This window comes from Polaribacter sp. 2405UD43-2 (assembly GCF_058147125.1).
In genome coordinates this window covers 635597-659031 of the sequence record NZ_JBYVJX010000001.1, presented here as the reverse complement: position 1 = coordinate 659031, position 23435 = coordinate 635597, and the positions used below count along the sequence as shown (strand labels likewise).

The window sequence follows — 23435 nt, the reverse complement described above, 5'->3', positions numbered from 1 at the left end:
GTTGAACAAGAAATTAATCAATTCAAATATGTAGCATAGGTCTTAGAAAATTTGTCCGACTTTTAGTTGCAAGTCCAAAAAGCTTTTGTAAAAGAAGTAGAAACTATTTCTAATAACGGAATAAAAGTTACCTTTAATTGTACAATAGAAATTAAAGGACAAGAAAAACCTGCTTGTGTTGCTGAGTTTATTGCAGCGTTGTTTGAATAAAATAAAAGCTGCAATTTGCAGCTTTTATTTTAGTTTGTTAGGATAAGATTCCATCATCTGCACATTTTTTAGAATACCAGACTAAGAAAATTCCGATAATTAAAATCATTATTGGCATAATCATTCCTCCTGGTCCATAAACCTCTAAAGCTTTACTGATAAAGAAATTATAAACCATTTGTACTACTATACCCACAAATGAAATTAAGAAAACTGTTTTTGCCATTTTTTTTCTCATCAGCAATAAAATGCAGGCTAAAAGACCACCCCACACAGCAATGGCAAAAGCTGCAGTAGCCCAAGCAGGAACATTTTCATACAATACTTGTTGGTCTTCTGGCAATGCAGCCTTAATTTCATCTGTCATAAAAGCTTGACTTAAATAGGCGCCTACACCCATAATATTCCAAATTAAAGCAATGACTCCAATTACCCAAAAAGAAGTAGCAGGTTTGTTTGTGTTGTTTGACATAATATTTTAGTTTAAAAGTTTGATGTATTTAAAGGTACAAAAAAAATCAGAATAACTTTACTCGCATATTTTTGATTTAATGTTTTAAACTAAATATTAGTTTGTAGAAATTACTACTGTGTTAAATAATTTAGCTTTTGTTTTAAAGAAATAATTCTCTAAATCTATAGCTTTTAGTTTGGCTTCTATAAGTTTAACCTCTCTATAATTTACCAAAAATAGAGAACTTTCTCCTAGAAAAAACTTTCTGTTTTCCGCCTTTAATAAAGTATTATAATCTTTAACAATGTCAAACACTAAATCGTTTTGAGTTGTAAAAGATTCTAGTTCTTGTTGTATTGCTTTTACCTTATTTTTGATGATAACTTTGGTAACTAGGTTTTCAAATTTTTTGTCTTGCAGTTTTATTTTTGCTAATTTGTAATCTCCTCTTTCTTTTCTTAAAAAAAGGGGAAGCTTAAAATTTATTCCTGCTTTAAAGTTTTGTGTATTTAAAGAATTAAATTGTGTTTTACTTTCTGTTAAAAAATTATATTGAACTTCTAATTTTGGTAATAAATTGTTCATTTTTAAGTTTTTATCAATATTTAAACTCTTTATTTTATACTCTAAAGACTTAATTTTTGGGTGATTATTAATATCAAAATTTGCATTATTGAACAATGCAATATTAAAAGTTGTATCTATCGTATTAAAAGTATTTACATCCGGAATAATATTTTTTTGTAATTCTACAGGAGTATTATTATTTAGCCATAAAAAGTTTGATAATTCTAATGATGATTTTACGAGTTTAATTCGAGCTTTTTCTAAATTAAGTTTTCTGCTATTTAAAAATATTTTGGCTTCTGTGGTGTCTATAGCAGGTTTTTCTCCTTCAAAAAAAGCCTTTTTTGTTGCTTTAAATCGCGTTTCTGCATTGTTTAAAAAATGGGCATAAACTCTTTTTTTGTTATAGGTTTTTAACCAATTAAAATAGGAGAGAGAGGCTTTGTATAAAATTTTATTTACTAAAATTTGTTGGTCTTCTTTTGCTTGATTGATAAAGAATTTGGCTTGTTTTAATGATGCCATTCTTTTATTAATTAGCAAGCCTTTAAGCAAAGAAGCAGAAATTCCTGCGCTATACAATCCGTTAGTAGGTACATTTGCTTCAGGGTTTAAAAACACGCCATTATTATTTTCTAAATTTGCTTTAAATTCTAATCCGTAATAAGTAGGAATTTTAAATGTAGCATTTAATTTATTATAATATTCTTTGTCTTTAAACTGTTTTTTATTAAAATCTACTTCAATTTTAGGATCAAAAGCACCTCTAGATTTTAGTAATTTAGCTTCACTTTTATTGATAATTAAATTGGCTTGTTTTACAACAGGGTGATATTTTTTTAAATATCCTAAATATTCTGATAGTGTCATTACAGATTCTACTTTATCTTGTGCACAATAAGTAGCTGTGGAAATTAAAAATAATAGTAAAATAATTTTTTTCATCATAGAATTATTAAATAGGGATTCTATATTATTTTTTGTTTTTGTCTGATTTTCCTTTTTTAATCTCTTTTGGTTGATAATAATTAGGAGGAAAACTGTTTAATTGTCTCCAAAGTTCGAACCATATAGGCACGTCTTCTAAAAGTGCAATTGTTTTTGCTCCAGAACCAACTCTAATGGCTTTGGGCCAGTTGTAATCAGATTCATCAGGAGCCAATAGTATTCTGTATTTTCCGTTATCACTTATAAAATTTTCTATAGCAACCACTTTTGCACCATAAGTTCCGTATGAAACATTGGGCCACCCAGAAAATACAATTGCTGGCCAACCATCAAATTGTACACGAACTTTTTCGCCAATGTGTAGCAATGGTAAATCTATTGGTTTAACGTAAGTTTCTACAGCCAAATTATATTTAGTTGGCATAATTCCTACCAAATCTTCACCTTCTTTAAATGTGCCTCCAATACCACCTTTTATGGCTTTATTAATAATTCCGTCTTGCGGAGCAGTAATATACAACAAGCTATTTCTAACACTATAATTACTTCTGCTATTTTCTAATTTAGAAACTTGAGCTTCTGCATCAAAACCACTAGATTTTGCAGTAAACATATCGCTTTGCGATTTAGAAATTTTATTGGTGTAGGCTGCTTTAATCTTAGATAATTCTAATTTGGCGTTTAAAACATTATTTTTACTTGCTAATAATTTATTTTCTTGCGAAATTAATTTTGCTTGTGTAGCTTGTAATTTTAACCTTTTATCTTCAACATCTTTTACCGCTTTTAAACCTTCTTCTTGTAAAGTTTTTGTACGCTTAAACTGCCTTTCTGCAATTTTAATATTTGTTTTTGCTGCTTCAAAATCAATACTATCTGTTTGTACTTTAAGTTTAGATTGCATTAATTTGTTTTTTGCTTGTTCTATTTTTAATTTTTGTTCGTTTTTTAAAGCTTTTATTTGTCTTTTTAAAGCATCAACTTTTTCTTTGTACGATATTACAGAAGATGTTTTTGCATTAATTTGTTGATTGGTTCTTTCTATTAAACGATCATCAAAATAATCACTCTTAATTTCAGAAATTCTAAGAATTGTATCACCTTTTTTAACTCTATCTCCTTCTTGTACAAACCATTGTTCTATTCTGCCAGGAATTTGAGATTGAATAGTTTGTGGTCTTTGGTCTGGGTAAAGTGTTGTTACTATACCATTGCTGGTAATGTTCTGAGTCCAAGGTAAAAAAAGCGTTACAAACCCAATAATGGCGGCAGCTAATAAAAATTTATTAAATGCTTTGTAATACTTTTTATCAAAAATTTTTTGACCCGATTTAAATTGTTTTAAATCAACTTTTTTATTTAATTGGTTATTAGATATATTTAACATAGCTAATTATTTTATTGATTTAATTTTACCTTTTTCTAATGTAATTATTTGGTTACATTGAGCTCTCCAGCTTTTTTTACTACTTACTACAATTAAAGCCCAAGGTCTTTTTGGCGATGTTAAATAGTTGATAATTTTTAAAGTTTCCTCTAAGTTAAATTGATCTAATGGATCTTCTAAAATCATTATTTTTGGTTGCTTAATTATGGCTCTTGCTAAAATTATTTTTTTTGCAATGGTATAAGACATTTGTTTGCCTTCAGGATATAAAACCGTGTCTAAACCATTTGCTTGTTCTTTTAAAAATTGTGTAAGACCAACAATATCTAAAGCTTCATAAATAATTTCGTCATTAACTTTTTTGTTTTCAAAAACTAAATTTTCTCTAATACTACCTTCAAAAGGAGTTTCATCTGAAAGCGACAAACCTAATTGAGAGCGATAGTGGTTAAGGTGTAAACTATTTAATGATAAATTATTGATGTAAATATTACCCGCAGTTGGTTGAATAATTCCTGAAATTAAACACAGCAGCGTAGATTTACCTGCACCACTTTCTCCCATAACTAGAATTCTACTTTTGGGTTTTAATGTAAAAGAGATGTTTTTTAAAATTGATTTTTCTCTGTTTTCTACTCCATAACTAGCAGCATCTAATTCTACAACAATACCATCTTTAAAAATAGGTCTTTCTCCTTCTTGAGGTTCTAATTCTTTGTCTACTACTTGACCAATTTTTTCGATAGAGGTTAATACATCATAAAAAGATTCTAAACCAACAATTAGTTTTTCTACGGATTGTATAACCAAAAGAATAATGATTTCTGCGGCAACAAACTGACCAATATTCATTTCTTGATTTAAAACCAAAGCTCCGCCAATTAACAACAAACTTGCAGTTACAATTACTTTAAAACCAATCATTTGTGTAAATTGTAGAATTAATATTCTAAAATGACTCTCTCTAGCTTGTAAATATTTATTGACTAAAGCATCATTTTTTTCTAATGCTAAGTTTGTATTACCTGATAGTTTAAAGCTAACTACTGTTCTTGCAATTTCTTGAATCCAATGTGCAACTTTGTATTTTATTTTAGACTCAACTAAACTTGTTTCTAAACCTTTTTGTGCTGTAAATTTAAATACAATGTATGTTAATAGTAAGAGTAAAATTCCAAAAATGATAAAAAATGGATGGTAAAATGATAGTAAAATTAACGCAAATATAATTTGTAATAAAGCAGTAGGTACATCAATTAAAATTTTAGACAATCCTTTTTGAATAGTTAGAGTATCAAAGAAACGATTTGCCAATTCTGGTGGATAATAATTTCTTAATTCTGTCATTTTTATTTTTGGAAAACGATAACTCAACTCAAAAGAAGAACGCGTAAAAATTCTTTGTTGCATCGTTTCTATAATCCTTAATTGCATTAACTGTAAAGCTCCAGAAAAAATAACACCTAGGGTTACCATAACCACTAAAACTATCCAAGAAGTAGATATTTGTGCACCTTGAATTAAATTAATAATTGCTTGAATACCTAAAGGTAAAGATAGTGCTACAACACCACCAAAAATTGCATAATAAAAGATTTGAAAAATATCTTTTTTTTCTAACTTTAATAAGCCAACAAAACGTTGCCAAGGCGTTAATTGTTTGTTTTTCATAACTATTTTAAAGTGTTTTTAACGAGTTGTATAAAAAAGTTTGTAGCAGATTTACTATCTATACAATTTGTAATAGAAGGAAAATGTTCTCTAAGATATTGCTGGTGTAATCCGCTTTCAATAATTGTACTTGCTAAACTTAACGGATATTCATAATCATTTTTTACTGCTAAAATCATATTGCTAATTCTTGTAATAACTCTTTTATATATTTCAAAATAACCTTCTTTATTTTCTAAATCTACTTCTTTTGTTAAAAATGATTTAGAACTTTCATTAACAATTATTTTGTACAAAATAGTTTCGTTTATATGCGAAAATTTAGAATCTTTTTCTACAGTTCTTGTTACAATTTCAATCCCTTTTTCTAATTTTTGGTTTGCATCAGAAATACTAAATGTTTCTATTACTAATTGATATTCTAACCAAGCCCAATACCAAGAAGAAAGATATAAAAGTAGTTTGTGTTTGCTTTCAAAATATCTGTAAATAGAACTTTCATTAGAACCTATTTTGGTTCCTAATTTCTTAAAAGTAAAACTTTCGAAACCTATAGTATCAATTAATAAAATACTTTGTTCTATTAAGCGTTTTCCTAATTCAGATGTTTCTGGGTCTTTAATATAGATTTTTTCGGGTACAGAAATTTTTAAAGTTGATAATAAATCTTTCATTTCATTTTATTTGCTTGCAAATATAATAGTAATACTATTAATAAATAATAGTATTGCTTATTATTTAATGTTTTTTTAACATCTAAAGGTTAAAATTTTAAAAAACTAATTAAGAAATACTATATTTGCAATAGTTTAAGACAGAATACACTCCACTCAATACACTAGTTAGCTTTAGTTTGATTTTCCAGTTAGGTATTTTATCTTATTAGAAACATTAATTTAAAACTCTTATATTTTTAATGGCAAAATCGCAACAGACATTTAGTAAAAGTGAAAAAGAAAAAAAACGTTTAAAAAAACGCGAAGACAAGCGTAAAAAAATGGAGGCTAGAAAGGCTAACAAAGAAGCAAACGGAACAGGAGGAATTCAGTTTGCCTATGTAGATCATAATGGAAACTTAACAGATACGCCACCAGATCCAGAATTAAAAGTAGAATATGAATTAGAAGATATTCAGATTTCTACTACAAAAAAAGAAGATTTACCAGAAGAAGATCCTGTAAGAAAAGGAAAAGTATCTTTTTTTGATTCTTCTAAAGGATTTGGATTTATTATTGATACAGAAAATAATGAAAAATATTTTACACACGTTAGTGGTTTAATTGATACTATTGCAGAAAACGATAAAGTTTCTTTTGAACTAGAAAAAGGAATGCGTGGTATGAATGCCGTTAAAGTAACAAAAATTTAATATTTCTTTATATTTTATATAAAATCCTTCTGTTTAGAAGGATTTTTTTTGCTTTCTATATTTATTATTTTAAGTTATAGATTATAAAACTCCATACTTTCCACAATCAATTCTTCGGTAACTTTACAGTCTAATTTGTAATCTTCATAATCTTTAAGAAGTACAAAATTAACTTGTCCGTTTACGTTTTTCTTATCATGTTTTAACAACTCTATAATTGCATTAAAATCTTCTTTTAAAAGATTTGTTCTGTTGTATATTGATAAAACAACATCTTTAATTTCGCTAACTTTTTCAGATGCAAAACCTAGCAGTTTAGAAGATATATAACTTTCACAAACCATTCCAATAGCAATTGCTTCTCCATGAGTTAAGCTTTCTTTATCTTCAGATTCTAAATAAAAAGACTCAATTGCATGTCCTAAAGTATGACCGAAGTTTAATATTTTTCGTAAACTTTGTTCTTTAGGATCTTGTAAAACAACTTCGTTTTTTATTTCAATAGAACGAAATATCAAGTTGTTGATTTCTAGATTTTTATTGTTTTTTATTTCATTAAAAAGATTAACATCGTAGGTAATGCCGTATTTTAAAATTTCTGCTGTTCCAGATTTAATTTCTCTATTGGTAACAGTAGTTAAATAATCGGTATCAACCAAAACCATTTCTGGGTTTGCAAACAACCCAATCTGATTTTTTAAAACCCCTAAATCCACTCCTGTTTTACCACCAACAGAAGCATCAACCATAGAAAGAAGAGTAGTAGGTATGTTTACAAAATCGATTCCGCGTTTAAAACAAGAAGCCACAAAACCGCCTAAATCTGTAATAACTCCACCACCTAAAGTAATTAATAAACTTTTACGATCACCACCTAATTCAGTAATTGCATTCCAAACTCCAATACAAGTTTCTAAGTTTTTGTTAATTTCACCAGATTCAATTTCTATTACTTCAATACGTTTATCTGTATCTAAATTTTTAATAAATTTCGGATAACAATGCGCAAAAGTATTCTCATCAACCAAAATAAAGAGGGTAGAATAGTTTTTAACATCCACTAAATCAGAAAGCGTTTTATACGCTTTCTTTTGAAAATGAATAGGATACGTTACTGCTTGTATAGATTTCATCTGTAAATAATTAAGAGTGCAAATTAAAAATAAAATATTCAATTATTACTATTCAATACTTATATTTGTTTTTATTAAAAATGATGCAAAATGAACCTTTTTGACAACACAGAAATTGCTTTTTCCCTAAAATCAGATTCAGAGTTAGAGCGTGCTTATTTTCTTTTTAGAATGATTCAAAACGAACCTATGGTGAGAATTGGTACAGCAGTTACCAATTTTGCATTAAAAGCACATTTGCCAGTAGAAGGTTTAATACGCTCTACAGTTTTCGACCATTTTTGTGGTGGTGTAACAGAAGACGATTGTTTGCCAAATATAGAAAAAATGTATTCAAAAGGCGTTTCTTCTGTGTTAGATTATTCTGTAGAAGGCAAAGAAGATGAGGCAGAATTTGATGCTACTTTAAAAAAGATTTTAAAAATTATCAATTTTGGAGAAGAAAAAGACTCAATTCCGTTTGCCGTTTTTAAACCAACAGGATTTGGTAGATTTGCTTTATATCAAAAAATAACTGAGAAAAAAGAATTATCTGATGATGAAAAGTTGGAATGGTTAAGAGTTATAGAACGCTATCACACCGTTTGCAAAGCTGCTGTAAAACAAGATGTACCATTGCTAATAGACGCAGAAGAAAGTTGGATGCAAACTGCTGCAGATCATTTAATTGAACAAATGATGGAAACTTACAATAAAGAAAAAGCCATTGTTTTTAATACACTACAAATGTATCGTCATAACAGAATGGAGTATCTAAAAAGCTTGCATCAAAAAGCGCATCAAAAAGACTTTTATATTGGTATGAAAGTTGTTAGAGGTGCTTATATGGAAAAAGAGCGTAAAAGAGCAGAAGAAAAAGGATATCCATCGCCAATTTGCGTAGACAAACAAGCAACTGATGATAACTACAATGCTGCAATTAAATATATGATGGAACATCCTAAAATGGCACTATTTGCAGGAACTCATAATGAAGAAAGTTCTTATTTAGTAAAGCAATTAGCAGAAGAAAAAGGCATAAAAGCAAATAATAAAACCTTATGGTTTGGGCAATTATATGGTATGAGCGACCATATTAGTTACAATTTAGCAAACCAAGGTTTTAATGTAGCAAAATATGTTCCTTTTGGACCCGTAAGAGACGTAATGCCTTATTTAATAAGAAGAGCAGAAGAAAACACCTCTGTTGCTGGGCAAACAAGTAGAGAATTAAACCTTATAAAAGCAGAAAGAAAGAGAAGAAAAGTACAATGAATAGTTTAGAAGAAATAAAAATCTTACTGCATAGAAATAAATTAAGACTTGCTCAAGAATTAAAGCAAAGTAAAGAAGCTGTTTCTCTAATTAAAAAAGCAACGCATTCAAATTTATCTGATGATGAGAAAGAAAAAATTAAAATTCAACTCATAGACATTTGTAAAGCAATACCAGCATTAGCAGTATTTTTATTACCAGGAGGTGCCTTACTATTACCACTTTTAATCAAATTAATTCCAGATATATTGCCATCTGCATTTCAAGAAGATTTAGAGGATGATTAGGGCGTTTCCTTACAGGCCGCGCTTTCCATTATATCTTTTACTCATAACTTCGTAAAAGGATGCCATTGCAATCGCTAACGCAGCATACTTGCAAGCATTTAACATAAAATTTAAACCTACTTTCTATTTAACAAACCTTCTTTATTCTAAAAATCTAAAATTCATCATTCTTAATTTGTAATTAATAATTAATAAAAGACTACTTTTGCACGAAATTTAAGAAGGCACAAATGCAATCAATTAGAAACATCGCTATTATAGCGCACGTAGACCACGGAAAAACAACATTAGTAGATAAAATTATAGATCAAGCTAAAATCTTAGACGATCGTAAAGAACGTACAGATTTATTGTTAGATAATAACGATTTAGAGCGCGAAAGAGGAATTACAATCCTTTCTAAAAACGTATCTGTAAACTACAAAGATGTTAAGATTAATGTAATTGATACTCCCGGTCACGCCGATTTTGGTGGAGAAGTAGAACGTGTACTCAAAATGGCAGATGGTGTTTTGCTTTTGGTTGATGCTTTCGAAGGACCAATGCCACAAACTCGTTTTGTATTAGGTAAAGCCATTGAATTGGGTTTAACGCCAATTGTAGTTGTAAATAAAGTAGATAAAGAAAATTGTACGCCAGATTTAGTACACGAAAAAGTATTCGATTTAATGTTTGCGCTAGAAGCAACAGAAGAACAATTAGACTTTACTACCATTTACGGTTCAGCAAAAAACGGTTGGATGAGTACAGATTGGCAGCAACCAACAGACAATATTATTCCTTTATTAGATGCAGTTTTAGAGTCAATTCCAGAAGCACCTTATAGAGAAGGTTCTCCGCAAATGCAAATTACATCGTTAGATTTTTCTTCTTTTACAGGAAGAATCGCAATCGGACGTGTATATAGAGGCGATTTAGAAGAAAACAAAGATTATATGTTATGTAAAGCTGATGGTTCTACCAAGAAAGTAAGAATCAAAGAATTACACGTTTTTGAAGGTATGGGTAAAGCCAAAGTTTCTAAAGTACGTTCTGGAGATATTTGTGCAATTACAGGTGTAGAAGGATTCGAAATTGGAGATACCATTGCAGATTTAGAAAATCCTGAAGCTTTGCCAAGAATAGAAGTAGATCAACCTACAATGAGTATGTTATTTACCATTAACAATTCGCCTTTTTTTGGTAAAGAAGGTAAGTTTGTAACATCTCGTCATTTACGTGACAGATTGTTTAAAGAAATGGAAAAAAATCTTGCTTTACGAGTTGATGAAACAGATTCTGAAGACAAATTCAATGTTTTTGGGCGTGGAGTTTTACACTTATCAGTTTTAATAGAAACTATGCGTAGAGAAGGGTATGAGCTACAAGTTGGTCGTCCACAGGTAATTATCAAAAATATTGATGGCGTAAAATCTGAACCTTATGAAACCTTATCTATAGATGTTCCAGAAGATGTTGCATCAAAAGCAATTAATTTGGTTTCTTTAAGAAAAGGCGATTTATTAGTAATGGAACCAAAAGGCGATTTACAGCATTTAGAATTTACAATTCCTTCTAGAGGTTTAATAGGTTTAAGAAACAAGATTTTAACGGCTACAGCAGGTACTGCAATTATTAATCATAGATTTAGCGAATATGGTCCTTATAAAGGAGAATTTTCTGAAGATATAAAAGGTGCCATAGTTTCTTCTGCAGCAGGTAAAGCTACTGCGTATGCAATAGATAGATTACAAGATAGAGGTCGTTTCTTTATAGACCCAAACCAAGATATTTATATAGGACAAATTGTTGGAGAAAATAGTAAAGACACAGATTTGGGTGTCAACTTAATTAAAGGTAAAAAATTAACCAATGTTCGTTCTTCGGGTACAGATGATAGTGTAAAAATTGCTCCAAAAATCGACTTTTCATTAGAAGAATGTATGGAATACATTAAAGTTGATGAGTACCTAGAAGTTACGCCTGTAAGTTTAAGAATGAGAAAAATAAACTTTAGACCGTAATTTTTTTGTCATTTATACAAAAGTAGAAACCACATAAAATAAAAAAGCTCAAGAATTTTCTTGAGCTTTTTTATTGACTTTTACTAATGTAATTCTGAATATGCATCATTTTCAAATACTGATATAATTTAATGCAGGTGATTTACAGTCAACTTTAATGAAGTTAGTTTTAAGCTAAAAAGCAATAGAAAAACGCCTTTTTTGTAATAAAAAAGCTTCACAAATCTGTGAAGCTTTGTATATAGACTATTATTCAATACTTATTTAGCAGGAAAAACTTTACCAACACACTCACCAAAACCAATTCGTACTTTATCATTTTGGCAATGTGCCCGCATAATTACAGTATCATTATCATTAATAAATTTACGTTCTGTTCCGTCTTTTAATTTTATTGGGTTTTGTCCTCTCCAAGTCAACTCAAGCATTGAACCATAACTGTCCTTTGTAGGACCAGAAATTGTTCCAGAACCCATCATATCACCAGCTTCTACAGGACAACCATTTACTGTATGATGCGCTAATTGTTGTGCCATTGTCCAATACATATATTTAAAATTAGAATTGGCAACCACAGTTTCTTCACCATTTTCTGGCTGAATTCCTACTTGTAAATGAATATCAAAGCTACCTTTACCTTCTTGTTTTAAATAGGGTAATGGCTCGTGAACTTGCTTAGGGTTCTCAACTCTAAAAGGTTCTAAAGCATCTAAAGTTACAATCCAAGGAGAAATAGTTGAAGCAAAGTTTTTACCTAAAAAAGGTCCTAAAGGAACATATTCCCAAGCTTGAATATCTCTTGCAGACCAATCGTTAAATTGTACCAAACCAAAAATATATTCTTCAGCTTCTTCAATAGGAATTCTATCACCCAAAACATTAGCATCTGTAGTTATAAAAGCCATTTCTAGTTCAAAATCTAATAATTTAGAAGGTCCAAAATTAGGCGTAATCTCTCCTTCATTGGGTTTAGACTGACCAACTGGTCTTCTAATTGGTGTTCCAGAAGGTATTATTGATGAACTTCTGCCATGGTAACCAATGGGCACTTGTAACCAATTAGGAAACAATGCATTTTCTGGGTCTCTAAATAAAGATCCTACATTGGTTGCGTGTTCTTTGCTCGCATAAAAATCGGTATAATCTCCTACAGAAACAGGTAAAAGCATTTCAATTTCTTCTATTCTAAAGATAATTTTGTCTTTATGTGCAGCATTATCGCGCAAGCTTCCGTTAGTAACATCAAAAACTTCGGCAATTCTGTTTCTTACTAATCGCCAAGTTTTGCGTCCGTCAGCAATAAAATCATTTAAATTATCTTGTAGAAAAATATCATCAGTTAAAGGAATTCCATTAAAGTATCCTAATTGATGAAAAGCACCTAAATCTATGGCATAATCACCAATTCTACTACCAATAGTAATAATATCATCTCTAGTGATAAAAACACCAAAAGGAATGTTTTGAATTGGGAAATCTGAATCTTTAGCTACTTTTAACCAAGATTTTCTATTAGGATTATTTGCTGTTATGACCATTGTGATGTGATTTATTTTTTATCAAACCTACACATTTTTTTTTCATTTTAAAATAAAAAAACAACGAAAAAGATATTTTTAACAGTACTTTATTCTGAATAATACAATAATGTGTAAAAAATATAAAATATCATTAAAACATATTTCTTACGAATTTGTTTTTTGTTATTTTTGATGCTTCTTTAAAAACAACAACAATGCAATTAGATAATCAAATTTTTGACCTTATTCAGGAAGAAAAAGAAAGACAAATAAATGGATTAGAATTAATCGCTTCAGAAAACTTTGTAAGTGATGAAGTTATGAAAGCGCAAGGTTCTATTTTAACTAATAAATATGCAGAAGGATATCCAGGAAAAAGATATTATGGTGGTTGTGATGTTGTTGATGTTATTGAGCAAATTGCTATAGATAGAGCAAAAGAATTATTTGGAGCAGCATATGTAAATGTTCAGCCACATTCTGGTTCTCAAGCAAATACAGCAGTGTTTGCTGCTTGTTTACAACCTGGAGATACTATTTTAGGTTTCGATTTATCTCATGGAGGGCATTTAACACACGGTTCTCCAGTTAACTTTTCGGGTAAATTATACAATCCTGTTTTTTATGGTGTAGATAAAGCTACTGGTAGAATAGATTACAATCATTTAGAACAACAAGCAAATAAACACAAACCAAAACTAATTATTGCAGGTGCTTCTGCGTATTCTAGAGATATCAATTTTAAAAAATTTAGAGAAATTGCAGATAGTATTGGCGCTATTTTAATGGCAGATATTTCGCATCCTGCAGGTTTAATTGCCAAAGGTATTTTAAATGATCCATTACCACATTGTCATATTGTTACCACAACAACGCACAAAACTTTGCGAGGCCCAAGAGGTGGAATGATTATGATTGGAAAAGATTTTGAGAATCCTTTTGGATTAAAATTAAAATCAGGGAAATTAAAAAAGATGTCAACTTTAATTAATTCAGCCGTTTTTCCAGGAAATCAAGGAGGTCCTTTAGAGCACGTTATTGCTGCAAAAGCGGTTGCTTTTGGTGAGGCTTTGACAGATGAGTTTTTAGAATATCAAATTCAAGTTAAAGAAAATGCGGCAGCAATGGCAAAAGAATTTGTTGCCAAAGGATATGATATTATTTCTGGCGGAACAGACAATCATTGTATGTTAATTGATTTAAGAAATAAAAACATTTCTGGTAAAGATGCTGAAATTGCTCTAGGAAAAGCAGACATTACTGTAAATAAAAATATGGTTCCTTTTGATGATAAATCTCCTTTTATAACTTCAGGAATTCGTGTTGGTACTGCTGCAATTACCACGCGTGGTTTAAAAACCGAGGATATGAAAACTGTTGTTAATTTTATTGATGAAGCAATTAAAAATGCAGCTAATGAAGAAGTTTTACACGAAATAGGAGAACAAGTTGCAGATATGATGAGTTCTAGAAGATTGTTTGTAATGTAACACACAAAAACAATCAATAAATATAAAATTTAAGCATCAAGATTACGCTTGGTGCTTTTTTTGTGCTGATAAATATCATATTTAAAACCAATACTTTTTCCGTACTTCGTTGTGTAACAATATGTTCAAAATATGGGTTCGCAATCTGTAACTGCAATAAAAACACAAAAAGATAGAAAAGAATTTGTGCGTCATTTACTAAATGATATAGAAGCTTTTGAGTATATGATACACAATAATTTATTCGAATCTGGCATTTGTAGGGTAGGTGCTGAGCAAGAATTATGTATTGTTGATAAAGATTACAGACCCTCTACAAAAGCCCTAGAAATTCTTGATAAAATTAACGACAAACATTATACAACCGAGTTAGCGTTGTTTAATTTAGAAATAAATTTAGATCCTTATGAATTAAAAGACACTTGTTTTTCTGATATAGAAAATCATCTTATTTCTCTTTTAGAAAAAGGATACAAGGTAGCTGAAGAAACAGATAATAATAAACTTATTTTAACAGGAATTTTACCAACTTTAAGAAAAAAAGATTTAATTTTTAAAAACGTAACTCCTTATAAACGTTATAAAACGTTAAATAATGTGTTGAAAAAAATTAGAGGCGATGATTTTAAACTCCACATTCAAGGTGTTGATGAGCTTATTTTAAAACATAAATCTATTTTATTTGAAGCTTGCAATACAAGTTTTCAAGTACATCTACAAATTAGCCCAGAAGAAGCAATTGATAAATACAATTGGTCGCAAGCAATTGCTGGACCTCTATTATCAATAATGCCAAATTCTCCGCTTTTATTAGGTAAAGAATTGTGGAGCGAAACAAGAATTGCATTGTTTCAACAAAGTATAGATTTAAGAAATGTAACTCATTTTTCTAGAGAACAAAAACCTAGAGTTTCTTTTGGTAGTGATTGGATTAAAGAATCTATTTTAGAATTATTTACTGATGATATTGCTAGATATCCACCATTAGTTTCATCAAAATTTACAGAGAATTCTTTAGAACTGGTAAAAAATGGAACAATGCCTAAATTAAAGGCATTAAACTTACATAATGGTACTTTATATAAATGGAATAGATTGTGTTATGGCGTTCATAATAATACTGCACATTTGCGTATAGAAAATAGATATATTCCTTCAGGTCCAAGTGTTAAAGACGAAATTGCAAATGCACTTTTATGGGTTGGAGTTATGCAGGGAATGCCAAAACAATATGAAAAAATTTGGACAAAAATGCCTTTCTATGAAGCCAAAGGTAATTTTATAAACGCAGCAAGAACAGGTATACACACTTACTTTAGTTGGTTTGGCAAAGGAATATCAGCAAAAAAACTACTAGACAATATTTTATTGCCAATGGCAAAAGAAGGTTTGTTAAAATCTAATATTGATGAAACTGAAATTGATAAATATTTAGGCATCATTCAAAAAAGAATAGACACTAGTACAACAGGTAGTAAGTGGATTATTCATAACAAAAGAAAATTAAGAAAAGAAGTTTCTAAATATGAATCTAATGTAATTCTGACAGAGAATATTTATAAAAATCAAAAATTAAATAAACCCATTTCAGAATGGGATTCTGTAGATTTTTACGAGAGTAATAGTGGTAAAAAATACGATAAAGTATATAAAATAATGTCTACAAAACTATTTGTAGTTCATAAAAACGATTTACTTTCTTTGGTTTTAAAAATAATGAATTGGAAAAAAATAAATCATATTCCTGTGGTTAATAAACACAATAAAATAATTGGAATTATAGAGAAAAAACAATTAGATACATTAAATCTTTCATCTAAAAAAATGATGAATATGGTTGCCAAAGATGTTATGCGTAGAGATTTTGATATTGCACATCCAGAAACAACTTTTGAAGAAGCAAAACAATTAATCACAAAAACAATTCATACTTGTGTTGCTGTTATTAATGATGATAAATTGGTTGGCCTTTTTACAAATAGTGATTTAATTAGAATTGAAAAAGTTAAAAATAGTTAATGATTAACCCCATAGAAATAGAATCATTTAATAATAAAATTCTGGTTCAAAGAGTTTTAGGAAATGTAAAAGGAACAGAACAATCTCCCACTATTATTGCCATTGGGGGTATGCACGGAAATGAAAGAGCAGGAGTAAATGCGTTACTAAATGTCTTTAAAACTATTAAAGATAATAACATAAAGTTGCTTGGAAATTTTTATGGTATTTCTGGTAATATGAATGCTATCTCAAAAAACATCCGTTTTAAAAATGTTGATTTAAATAGAATCTGGACTAGAGAAAAAATTCTGAAACTACATTTAAATGATCCTACAGAACTAGAAACAATAGAGCAAAAAGAAATTTATACAATTATTAAAAAAATATTAGAAACTGAAAAAGGTCCTTTTTATTTTTTAGATTTACACACTACTTCTGCTGATACTCAACCTTTTATTACAATTAGTGATGCTTTAAATAACAGAAAGTATTCGTCTAATTTTTCGATTCCTACAATTTTAGGTATTGAAGAGTTTTTAGACGGTCCACTGCTAACTTATATAAATGAATTCGGACATATTGCTCTGGGTTTTGAAGCAGGTCAGCATAACAAAGAAGAATCTGTAGATAATTGTGTTGCCTTTCTTTGGTTGGCTTTGGTGGCTGCTAAATGCTTAAAAAAGAATCAGGTAAGTAAGTATTCTTTTTATAAAAATTCTTTGTCTTTGTTTAATGAAACACAAGATTTTTATAAGATTGATTATAAATATACCATTAAACCTTTTGAAGATTTTAAAATGGTAAAAGGCTATAAAAATTTTCAAGAAATTGAAAAAGATGAATTACTAGCCTACAGTAACAAAAGAAAGGTTTTTTCTAAATATAGAGGAAAAATATTTATGCCATTATATCAAGAAAAAGGAGAAGATGGTTTTTTTGTAATTTCTAGAATCTCAAAATTCTGGCTAAATGCTTCTAGAGTTTTAAGAGGTCTTCAATTTCATCAATTTTTAAGATTGTTACCAGGTGTATCAACAGATAAAAAGAAACCAAATACTTTAATTGTAAATCCAAGAACAGCAAGGTTTTTAGCAACAGATATCTTTCATTTATTGGGATACAGAAAAAAAATAATCGAAAAAAATAAATATTATTTTATAAAAAGAGATAAAAAAATAAGAACGTTTATTTAAAGATCTTCATTAGCTCTTTCTATAATATTTTCTGGAATTGCTTTTTTAGCTTTTGCACCCATTTTTTTGAGTTTTTCTACACTATTAATTAAGTTTCCTCTGCCGTCAAAAAGTTTATTCATTGCGTTAGAATATTCTTTTTTACTGTCGTCAATACGTTTTCCTATACCTACTAAATCTTTTAAAAGTCCGTCAAATTTATCATACAACGCACCTGCTTGTCTGGCAATTTCTATGGCATTTCTTTGCTGTTTTTCATTATTCCACATAGAATCTATGGTTCTTAAAGTTGCCAATAGTGTAGAAGGTGTAACAATTACAATGTTTTTTTCGAAAGCTTTATTGTATAAATGATTGTCTGCATTAATGGCTATGGCAAAAGCGGGTTCTATAGGAATAAAAAGTAGCACAAAATCTGGCGATTCTATTTTGTAAATATCTTCGTATTTTTTTTCACTCAGTTGCTCAATATGTCTTTTAAGTGATGCAATATGTTCTTTTAAAAATTGTTCTTTTAAAGTTTCATCTTCTTCATTTACAAACTGTTCGTAAGCCGTTAATGAAACTTTCGAATCTACAATCATTTTTTTGTTATCAGGTAAATGAATTACCACATCTGGTAAAATTCGTTTACCTTCGTTATTGTTAAAGCTTTGCTGCACAAAATACTCTCTATCTTTCTCTAAACCAGATTTTTCTAAAACTCGTTCTAAAACTAGTTCTCCCCAATTTCCTTGCGTTTTATTATCACCTTTTAAAGCTTTTGTAAGGTTGATAGTTTCTTTACTCATTTGCTGATTTAGCTCTTTTAAACCTAAAATTTGCTGACGTAAAGCTGCATGGTAATCAATACTTTCTTTGTGAGTTTTATCAACTTTATCTTCAAAAACTTTTATTTTTTCTTGCAGTGGATTTAAGATAGTTTTTAAATTTTCTTTGTTCTGTTCTGTAAATTTGTTAGACTTTTCTTCCAAAATTTTATTGGCTAGATTTTCAAATTCTTTCGTAAATTTATCTTGTAATTTTTCTACTTCTTGTTTGTTTTCATCCAGCTTTAGCTGTAAATTTCTTAATTCTGAATCTTGTCTTGTATTTTGAGTGATTAAGTTTTCTTTTTCTTGCAGAACGTTTTTTAGTTCTTTTTGTATTTCAATCAAATTATTATCGACAATTTCTTTAGATTGACTGATTAAAGAAGCACGTTCTTCTAATATTGCACGCTCTTTTTCTGAAGATAATTTAGTAGTTAACTTGCCTAAAAAGAAGCCAATAGCAGTAAAAATTAATGCAATTAGTATATAAATAAAAAAGTCGTTCATTATATCAATTTAAGTGTTTAAATTTATCACTTTAAATTACAACAAAAAACCTTTCTATAAGTAATTTGTAAACATTTACTTTTGTCATTAGATGAAAAGACTTTCAAAATTTATTTTATTTACCATTTTAGGTTGGAAAATTGAAAACGATTTTCCGAAAGAACCTAAAAAATATGTAGTTATTGCTGCACCTCATACAAGTTGGGTTGATTTTCCTATTGCTATTTTAACTAGAATGGCTTTAGGAACAATGGTTCATTTTATTGGTAAAAACTCTCTTTTTAAATGGCCTTTTGGATTTATTTTTAGAGCCTTAGGAGGTACACCTGTAGATAGAAGTAAAAACAATAAATTGGTAGATGCTATTGTGCAAATTTTTAATTCTAAAGAAGAATTTAGATTAGGATTGTCTCCAGAAGGAACAAGAAAAAAAGTAGATAAGTGGAAAACTGGTTTTTACTACATAGCAAAAGGAGCAAATGTTCCTATTGTAATGGCAACGTTAGATTTTAAAAATAAAAAAGTAAAAATATCTGAACCTTACTATGTTACAGAGAATAAAGAAGCAGATTTTGACGTATTTTATTCTTTTTTTAGAGGTATAAAAGGAAAAAATCCAGAATTATTTTAATTTTTTTGTTGTTATTAAAATAAAAATGATTAGGTTTGTGGTGTAGACAATATTTCTTAATGGAGATTAGGGGCTTTATTATTAATGAGTTTACTAAAATAGCATAAGCTATGATAAATAAGTCTTCAGATTTCTGAAGACTTTTTTTTATGCGAATTTTTCTGATACTTTCTTTGCGATACCTATTATAACTTCAGTAGCTTTTATCATAGATTCTACAGGTACATATTCAAAACGCCCGTGAAAATTATGACCACCAGCAAATATATTGGGGCAAGGTAAACCTTTGTAAGAAAGCTGAGAACCATCTGTTCCGCCACGAATTGGTTTTATTAACGGAGTAATATTCATTTCTTTGATTACTTCTTCAGCAATGTCTACAATATGCATTACAGGAACCACTTTTTCTTTCATATTAAAATATTGATCTTTAATCTCAACATCAACTAAATCTTTACCTAATTTATTGTTTATTTGATTTGCAATAGTTTGCATTAACTCTTTACGCTTTTCATACAAATCAAAATCGTGGTCTCTAATAATGTATTCTAAAACAGTTTGTTCTACATTCCCATTTATATTGTGTAAATGGAAAAAACCTTCGTAACCACTAGTTTCTTGAGGAATTTCATTTTTTGGTAACATTGCCATAAAATCATTGGCAATTAACATCGAATTAATCATTTTTCCTTTGGCATAACCAGGATGCACAATTTTACCAGTAACTGTAACTTTTGCTCCTGCAGCATTAAAATTTTCGTATTCTAATTCGCCAATTTGGCTTCCATCTATAGTATATGCCCATTCTGCACCAAACTTATCGACATCAAATAAATGTGCTCCTTTACCAACTTCTTCATCGGGAGTAAAGCAAATTCTAATTTTTCCGTGTTTAATTTCTGGATGTTTAATTAGATATTCCATTGCACAAACTATTTCAGTTACACCCGCTTTATCATCTGCACCTAAAAGTGTTGTGCCATCTGTGGTAATAATAGTTTGCCCTTTGTATTGTAGTAAATCATCAAAATAATCTGGCGATAAAATAATGTTTTTATCCGCATTTAAAACAATGTCTTTTCCATCGTAATTTTTGTGAATTTGAGGATTTACATCTTTCCCTGTAAAATCTGGACTTGTATCTATATGCGCAACAAAACCTATAGTTGGCACCTCATAATCTAAATTACTTGGTAAAGTTGCCATAATGTAGCAGTTTTTATCTAAAGTTACCTCTTGCATACCAATTTCTGTGAGTTCTTTTTCTAAAACTCTTGCTAAATCCCATTGTTTTTCTGTGCTTGGAAATGCAGGATTGTTTGGGTCTGATTCTGTATCTATTTTTACATACTTTATAAACCTATTGGTAAGATGTTCTTTGTTAATCATTTTATATTAAATTTTTATTTTATTTATTAAAGATAATGCTTTGCATAATCTTTTGTTTACTAGTGAATCTCCATAAATTTCTATCTTTGCTAAGATAAAATTTTGATTGTTAATTTTGATAAATTTTTTAAAGAGTTGATATTTATATTTTCCTTTTTTTCCTATAGATATAGTAAAATACGATTCTTTTTCTTTAAAACTTAGTTCTTTGTTTTTTGTTTGAATGAGTCCTTTAGACAAGCTTTCTTGTTCTTGTTTTAGTTTAAAAACATCATTAAAAATAAGCTCTTTTTGAATATTAGTAACATCAATTAAAACAGTTTCAGTAAGTTGTTTTGTAGTGTCTGCAGTAAAAATTGATGATTGAATTTCATCTTGATACAAATTTATTTTCCAAGTTCTTGGGACTTGTATTGAGAAGCTATTTTTTACATCTTTAACTTCTTCTAAATTTTTGAAATTAAAATCTGAACAATTAAATTCTTTTTGAATTGCTGTTTTTTTATGACAAGCATATAATAGGAGAGAAGCAGCTAAAAAAAATAAATACTTTTTCATTGGTTAGTTTAAAACAAGTTTTCCTATTTTTTGATGACCACTTAGCCAAGCATTATTTTTATCTACAAATTGAATAGCGTAATAACTGTCTTTAGAAACTTCTTGCCAAGTAATTCCGCCATCATTAGAATAAGAAACTCCGGTTTTACCAACAGCAAAAACTTCTTTTCCGTCAGTATTTGGCACATATTGCACACAACTTTTATAAGCAGGGTTTTTGCCATCTGCCACCAAAGTCCAGGTTTTGCCACCATCTTTAGTAATGGCTTTGTTGGCGTTATTTTCTGTAGGTTTAGAATAATCTCCGCCAATTGCAATTCCGTTATTTTTATCGGCAAAATCTATAGAATAAATTCCTTGTGGTCCATTTCCTTGTATGATTGGAGTATCATAAATTACCCAAGTTTGTCCATAATCAGTAGATTTTAAAATACGTGCTTTTTTACCTCCAGAGGCAATCCAAACTGTGCTACCAATGGTTTTTATGTTGGTGTTACTTGCTGCAAAAAAGGCTTCATCATCTTCAAATTTTGGTAAATTATTGCAAGAAAGTTTGTTCCAGGTTTTTCCTCCATCATCAGTTAAAATAATAGATGCGCAATTTTCTGTTGGATCACCCACTGCAATTCCGTGTAAATTATCATCAAAAAAAGACATTGAATCATAAAAAACTTTTTTATGTTCTTCTTTGTAAACTAATTGATAACTTCCGTTAGAAATTTTATATAATAATGCTGGATTCCCAATAGAAAGCGCAAAGTAATTGGTACCATTAAAAGCTAAACTTCTAAAGTTTGGAGTAATAGAATCTTGGTATTTTATATGTAAACTATTCCATAATATGCCATTATTTGTAGTATGCCCAACATCTCCTTTAGAACCTGCAAAATAAACAGTTTTATTGTCAATTACCTGAATTGCTCTAATACTAGTGCTATCCATTTTAAATTCTTTAATAGTCACTTTTTTTATAGTTCTTGGTTGATATTTCTCTTTGCAAGAAGTAAAAAAAAGGAATGTAAAAATAATGATGAATATTCTTTTCATTTTTGATATTTTTATACGACTAAAATAAAACAAATCATTTACAGATAATGAAAAAAGCGTTAGTAATTTCTGGAGGAGGAAGCAAAGGTGCATTTGCAGGTGGTGTTGCACAATATTTAATGAAAAAAGAGCAGAAAAAATACGATTTATTTTTAGGTACTTCTACAGGTAGTTTAATGGTTTCGCATTTGGCTTTAGATATGTTAGATGAACTAAAGCATTTGTACACCAACGTAAATCAGAAAACAATTTTTAGTAACAATCCTTTTAAAATTAAAAAAGTTGCAGGAGAAAAAGTAATAAGTATCAGACACTTAAATACTTTTTGGAACTTTTTAAATGGTAGAAAAACTTTTGGTGAAAGTAAAAACTTACGAAGTTTGATAAAAAAGAACATCACCCAAGAAATGTATAATAAAATTAGAGCCAATAACAAAGAAGTTGTAGTTACGGTTTCTAATTTAACAGCCAATCAAATAGAATATAAATCTATAAATGATTGTTCTTATGATGATTTTTGCGATTGGATTTGGGGTTCTTGTAATTATGTACCTTTTATGAGTTTGTTAGAAAAAAATCATTGTCAATATGCAGATGGTGGTTTTGGATCTTTAGTACCAATAAGAGAAGCAATTTTAAGAGGAGCTACAGAAATTGATGCTATAATTTTAGAAACTGAAGTTACACAGTTTAACAGATTGCCTTCTAAAAATCCGTTTTCATTATTGTTTGATGTGTTCGATTTTATGTTAACTCACGTAGAAAGGCATAATATTACTATTGGTAAATTAGCTGCAAATAACAAAGACATTAAACTAAATCTTTATTACACCCCCACTGTTTTAACAACAAATTCTTTAGTTTTTGATGAAAAATTGATGGGTAAATGGTGGAAATCTGGGTATAAATACGCTAAATCTAAAAGAGAAGAATTAATGAGCGAATTTAGACCCGATGTTTTAACGGACCAAGAAATTGAAGAAGGTTTAGAAATGTTAGATTAA

The 23435-nt window shown here is 29.2% G+C and carries 21 protein-coding genes; 10 read left to right on the top strand and 11 right to left on the bottom strand.

Annotated features, from left to right (window positions below; all coding sequences use genetic code 11):
• Positions 1 to 66: 66 nt before the first annotated feature.
• Entirely contained in the window at positions 67 to 210 is a 144-nt protein-coding gene (locus ACY2RX_RS03220) for a hypothetical protein (RefSeq protein WP_490102513.1), read from the top strand.
• A 37-nt stretch (positions 211 to 247) separates the two neighbouring features.
• Here ACY2RX_RS03220 and ACY2RX_RS03215 read toward each other — a convergent pair whose 3' ends face one another.
• The 5 genes from ACY2RX_RS03215 to ACY2RX_RS03195 all read right to left on the bottom strand — a co-directional run bounded on the left by ACY2RX_RS03215 (position 248) and on the right by ACY2RX_RS03195 (position 5911).
• Positions 248 to 682, bottom strand: coding sequence for a hypothetical protein (locus ACY2RX_RS03215; protein ID WP_490102512.1), 435 nt, complete (start codon positions 680 to 682; stop codon positions 248 to 250).
• Between the two features lie 96 nt (positions 683 to 778).
• Positions 779 to 2176, bottom strand: coding sequence for a TolC family protein (locus ACY2RX_RS03210; RefSeq protein ID WP_490102511.1), 1398 nt, complete (start codon positions 2174 to 2176; stop codon positions 779 to 781).
• A gap of 28 nt (positions 2177 to 2204) precedes the next feature.
• Positions 2205 to 3566: an HlyD family secretion protein gene (locus tag ACY2RX_RS03205; protein WP_490102510.1), complete on the bottom strand. Its 1362-nt coding sequence runs from the start codon at positions 3564 to 3566 to the stop codon at positions 2205 to 2207.
• 6 nt (positions 3567 to 3572) lie between these two features.
• The gene (locus ACY2RX_RS03200; protein ID WP_490102509.1) at positions 3573 to 5237 is read right to left on the bottom strand and encodes a peptidase domain-containing ABC transporter; all 1665 of its coding nucleotides are present in this window, start codon (positions 5235 to 5237) and stop codon (positions 3573 to 3575) included.
• A 2-nt stretch (positions 5238 to 5239) separates the two neighbouring features.
• Entirely contained in the window at positions 5240 to 5911 is a 672-nt protein-coding gene (locus tag ACY2RX_RS03195; RefSeq protein WP_490102508.1) for a TetR/AcrR family transcriptional regulator, read from the bottom strand.
• 242 nt (positions 5912 to 6153) lie between these two features.
• Here ACY2RX_RS03195 and ACY2RX_RS03190 point away from each other — a divergent pair, with 242 nt between their 5' ends.
• Positions 6154 to 6606: a cold-shock protein gene (locus ACY2RX_RS03190; protein ID WP_490102507.1), complete on the top strand. Its 453-nt coding sequence runs from the start codon at positions 6154 to 6156 to the stop codon at positions 6604 to 6606.
• A 74-nt stretch (positions 6607 to 6680) separates the two neighbouring features.
• Here ACY2RX_RS03190 and aroB read toward each other — a convergent pair whose 3' ends face one another.
• Complete coding sequence (aroB, locus tag ACY2RX_RS03185) at positions 6681 to 7739, bottom strand: 3-dehydroquinate synthase (RefSeq protein ID WP_490102506.1); 1059 nt, start codon at positions 7737 to 7739, stop codon at positions 6681 to 6683.
• Between the two features lie 90 nt (positions 7740 to 7829).
• On the opposite strand from aroB, the gene ACY2RX_RS03180 reads away from it, so the two are divergent.
• The 3 genes from ACY2RX_RS03180 to typA all read left to right on the top strand — a co-directional run bounded on the left by ACY2RX_RS03180 (position 7830) and on the right by typA (position 11283).
• Positions 7830 to 8993, top strand: coding sequence for a proline dehydrogenase family protein (locus tag ACY2RX_RS03180; protein WP_490102505.1), 1164 nt, complete (start codon positions 7830 to 7832; stop codon positions 8991 to 8993).
• Positions 8990 to 9280, top strand: coding sequence for an LETM1 domain-containing protein (locus ACY2RX_RS03175; protein ID WP_490102504.1), 291 nt, complete (start codon positions 8990 to 8992; stop codon positions 9278 to 9280). Before ACY2RX_RS03180 ends, ACY2RX_RS03175 begins: the two co-directional genes overlap by 4 nt.
• A gap of 230 nt (positions 9281 to 9510) precedes the next feature.
• Positions 9511 to 11283 carry a translational GTPase TypA gene (gene typA, locus ACY2RX_RS03170; RefSeq protein WP_490102503.1) on the top strand — a complete coding sequence of 591 codons (1773 nt, stop codon included), beginning with the start codon at positions 9511 to 9513 and terminating at the stop codon, positions 11281 to 11283.
• Between the two features lie 260 nt (positions 11284 to 11543).
• Here the strand turns inward: typA and fahA are convergent, their stop codons facing one another.
• On the bottom strand, positions 11544 to 12821 hold the full coding sequence (fahA, locus tag ACY2RX_RS03165) for a fumarylacetoacetase (protein WP_490102502.1): 1278 nt from the start codon (positions 12819 to 12821) through the stop codon (positions 11544 to 11546).
• Between the two features lie 197 nt (positions 12822 to 13018).
• Here fahA and glyA point away from each other — a divergent pair, with 197 nt between their 5' ends.
• From glyA to ACY2RX_RS03150, 3 genes are all read left to right on the top strand, one after another.
• Positions 13019 to 14293 carry a serine hydroxymethyltransferase gene (glyA, locus tag ACY2RX_RS03160; protein WP_490102501.1) on the top strand — a complete coding sequence of 425 codons (1275 nt, stop codon included), beginning with the start codon at positions 13019 to 13021 and terminating at the stop codon, positions 14291 to 14293.
• A 132-nt stretch (positions 14294 to 14425) separates the two neighbouring features.
• Complete coding sequence (locus ACY2RX_RS03155; protein ID WP_490102500.1) at positions 14426 to 16312, top strand: CBS domain-containing protein; 1887 nt, start codon at positions 14426 to 14428, stop codon at positions 16310 to 16312.
• Positions 16312 to 17487 (top strand): aspartoacylase, encoded by a 1176-nt coding sequence (locus ACY2RX_RS03150; protein WP_490102499.1) that lies wholly within the window; start codon positions 16312 to 16314, stop codon positions 17485 to 17487. Before ACY2RX_RS03155 ends, ACY2RX_RS03150 begins: the two co-directional genes overlap by 1 nt.
• Here ACY2RX_RS03150 and ACY2RX_RS03145 read toward each other — a convergent pair.
• Positions 17484 to 18806 (bottom strand): DNA recombination protein RmuC, encoded by a 1323-nt coding sequence (locus ACY2RX_RS03145; protein WP_490102498.1) that lies wholly within the window; start codon positions 18804 to 18806, stop codon positions 17484 to 17486. The two genes, ACY2RX_RS03150 and ACY2RX_RS03145, sit on opposite strands and share 4 nt — an antisense overlap.
• Positions 18807 to 18897: 91 nt before the next feature.
• Between ACY2RX_RS03145 and ACY2RX_RS03140 the strand changes: the two genes are divergently transcribed.
• The gene (locus tag ACY2RX_RS03140) at positions 18898 to 19437 is read left to right on the top strand and encodes a 1-acyl-sn-glycerol-3-phosphate acyltransferase (RefSeq protein WP_490102497.1); all 540 of its coding nucleotides are present in this window, start codon (positions 18898 to 18900) and stop codon (positions 19435 to 19437) included.
• Positions 19438 to 19584: 147 nt separating this feature from the next.
• On the opposite strand, the gene pepT is transcribed toward ACY2RX_RS03140, so the two are convergent.
• Genes pepT through ACY2RX_RS03125 form a run of 3 tightly spaced genes read right to left on the bottom strand, consistent with a single transcriptional unit; the run spans position 19585 to position 22431 of the window.
• Positions 19585 to 20826, bottom strand: a complete 1242-nt coding sequence (gene pepT, locus ACY2RX_RS03135; protein WP_490102496.1) for a peptidase T — start codon at positions 20824 to 20826, stop codon at positions 19585 to 19587.
• A 6-nt stretch (positions 20827 to 20832) separates the two neighbouring features.
• Positions 20833 to 21384, bottom strand: coding sequence for a hypothetical protein (locus ACY2RX_RS03130; protein WP_490102495.1), 552 nt, complete (start codon positions 21382 to 21384; stop codon positions 20833 to 20835).
• A 3-nt stretch (positions 21385 to 21387) separates the two neighbouring features.
• A complete protein-coding gene (locus ACY2RX_RS03125) occupies positions 21388 to 22431 on the bottom strand; it encodes a WD40/YVTN/BNR-like repeat-containing protein (RefSeq protein ID WP_490102494.1) in 1044 nt (347 codons plus the stop codon).
• 47 nt (positions 22432 to 22478) lie between these two features.
• Between ACY2RX_RS03125 and ACY2RX_RS03120 the strand changes: the two genes are divergently transcribed.
• On the top strand, positions 22479 to 23435 hold the full coding sequence (locus ACY2RX_RS03120) for a patatin-like phospholipase family protein (RefSeq protein ID WP_490102493.1): 957 nt from the start codon (positions 22479 to 22481) through the stop codon (positions 23433 to 23435).

What these genes read in the sequence shown, in the direction of transcription:
- ACY2RX_RS03130 (WP_490102495.1), bottom strand. Translation starts at nt 21,384, where the DNA reads ATGAAAAAGTATTTATTTTTTTTAGCTGCTTCTCTCCTATTATATGCT.
- typA (WP_490102503.1), top strand. Translation starts at nt 9,511, where the DNA reads ATGCAATCAATTAGAAACATCGCTATTATAGCGCACGTAGACCACGGA.
- fahA (WP_490102502.1), bottom strand. Translation starts at nt 12,821, where the DNA reads ATGGTCATAACAGCAAATAATCCTAATAGAAAATCTTGGTTAAAAGTA.
- ACY2RX_RS03205 (WP_490102510.1), bottom strand. Translation starts at nt 3,566, where the DNA reads ATGTTAAATATATCTAATAACCAATTAAATAAAAAAGTTGATTTAAAA.
- ACY2RX_RS03190 (WP_490102507.1), top strand. Translation starts at nt 6,154, where the DNA reads ATGGCAAAATCGCAACAGACATTTAGTAAAAGTGAAAAAGAAAAAAAA.
- ACY2RX_RS03145 (WP_490102498.1), bottom strand. Translation starts at nt 18,806, where the DNA reads ATGAACGACTTTTTTATTTATATACTAATTGCATTAATTTTTACTGCT.
- ACY2RX_RS03195 (WP_490102508.1), bottom strand. Translation starts at nt 5,911, where the DNA reads ATGAAAGATTTATTATCAACTTTAAAAATTTCTGTACCCGAAAAAATC.
- ACY2RX_RS03200 (WP_490102509.1), bottom strand. Translation starts at nt 5,237, where the DNA reads ATGAAAAACAAACAATTAACGCCTTGGCAACGTTTTGTTGGCTTATTA.
- ACY2RX_RS03120 (WP_490102493.1), top strand. Translation starts at nt 22,479, where the DNA reads ATGAAAAAAGCGTTAGTAATTTCTGGAGGAGGAAGCAAAGGTGCATTT.
- pepT (WP_490102496.1), bottom strand. Translation starts at nt 20,826, where the DNA reads ATGATTAACAAAGAACATCTTACCAATAGGTTTATAAAGTATGTAAAA.
- ACY2RX_RS03150 (WP_490102499.1), top strand. Translation starts at nt 16,312, where the DNA reads ATGATTAACCCCATAGAAATAGAATCATTTAATAATAAAATTCTGGTT.
- ACY2RX_RS03175 (WP_490102504.1), top strand. Translation starts at nt 8,990, where the DNA reads ATGAATAGTTTAGAAGAAATAAAAATCTTACTGCATAGAAATAAATTA.
- ACY2RX_RS03210 (WP_490102511.1), bottom strand. Translation starts at nt 2,176, where the DNA reads ATGAAAAAAATTATTTTACTATTATTTTTAATTTCCACAGCTACTTAT.
- ACY2RX_RS03155 (WP_490102500.1), top strand. Translation starts at nt 14,426, where the DNA reads ATGGGTTCGCAATCTGTAACTGCAATAAAAACACAAAAAGATAGAAAA.
- glyA (WP_490102501.1), top strand. Translation starts at nt 13,019, where the DNA reads ATGCAATTAGATAATCAAATTTTTGACCTTATTCAGGAAGAAAAAGAA.
- ACY2RX_RS03140 (WP_490102497.1), top strand. Translation starts at nt 18,898, where the DNA reads ATGAAAAGACTTTCAAAATTTATTTTATTTACCATTTTAGGTTGGAAA.
- ACY2RX_RS03215 (WP_490102512.1), bottom strand. Translation starts at nt 682, where the DNA reads ATGTCAAACAACACAAACAAACCTGCTACTTCTTTTTGGGTAATTGGA.
- aroB (WP_490102506.1), bottom strand. Translation starts at nt 7,739, where the DNA reads ATGAAATCTATACAAGCAGTAACGTATCCTATTCATTTTCAAAAGAAA.
- ACY2RX_RS03180 (WP_490102505.1), top strand. Translation starts at nt 7,830, where the DNA reads ATGAACCTTTTTGACAACACAGAAATTGCTTTTTCCCTAAAATCAGAT.
- ACY2RX_RS03125 (WP_490102494.1), bottom strand. Translation starts at nt 22,431, where the DNA reads ATGAAAAGAATATTCATCATTATTTTTACATTCCTTTTTTTTACTTCT.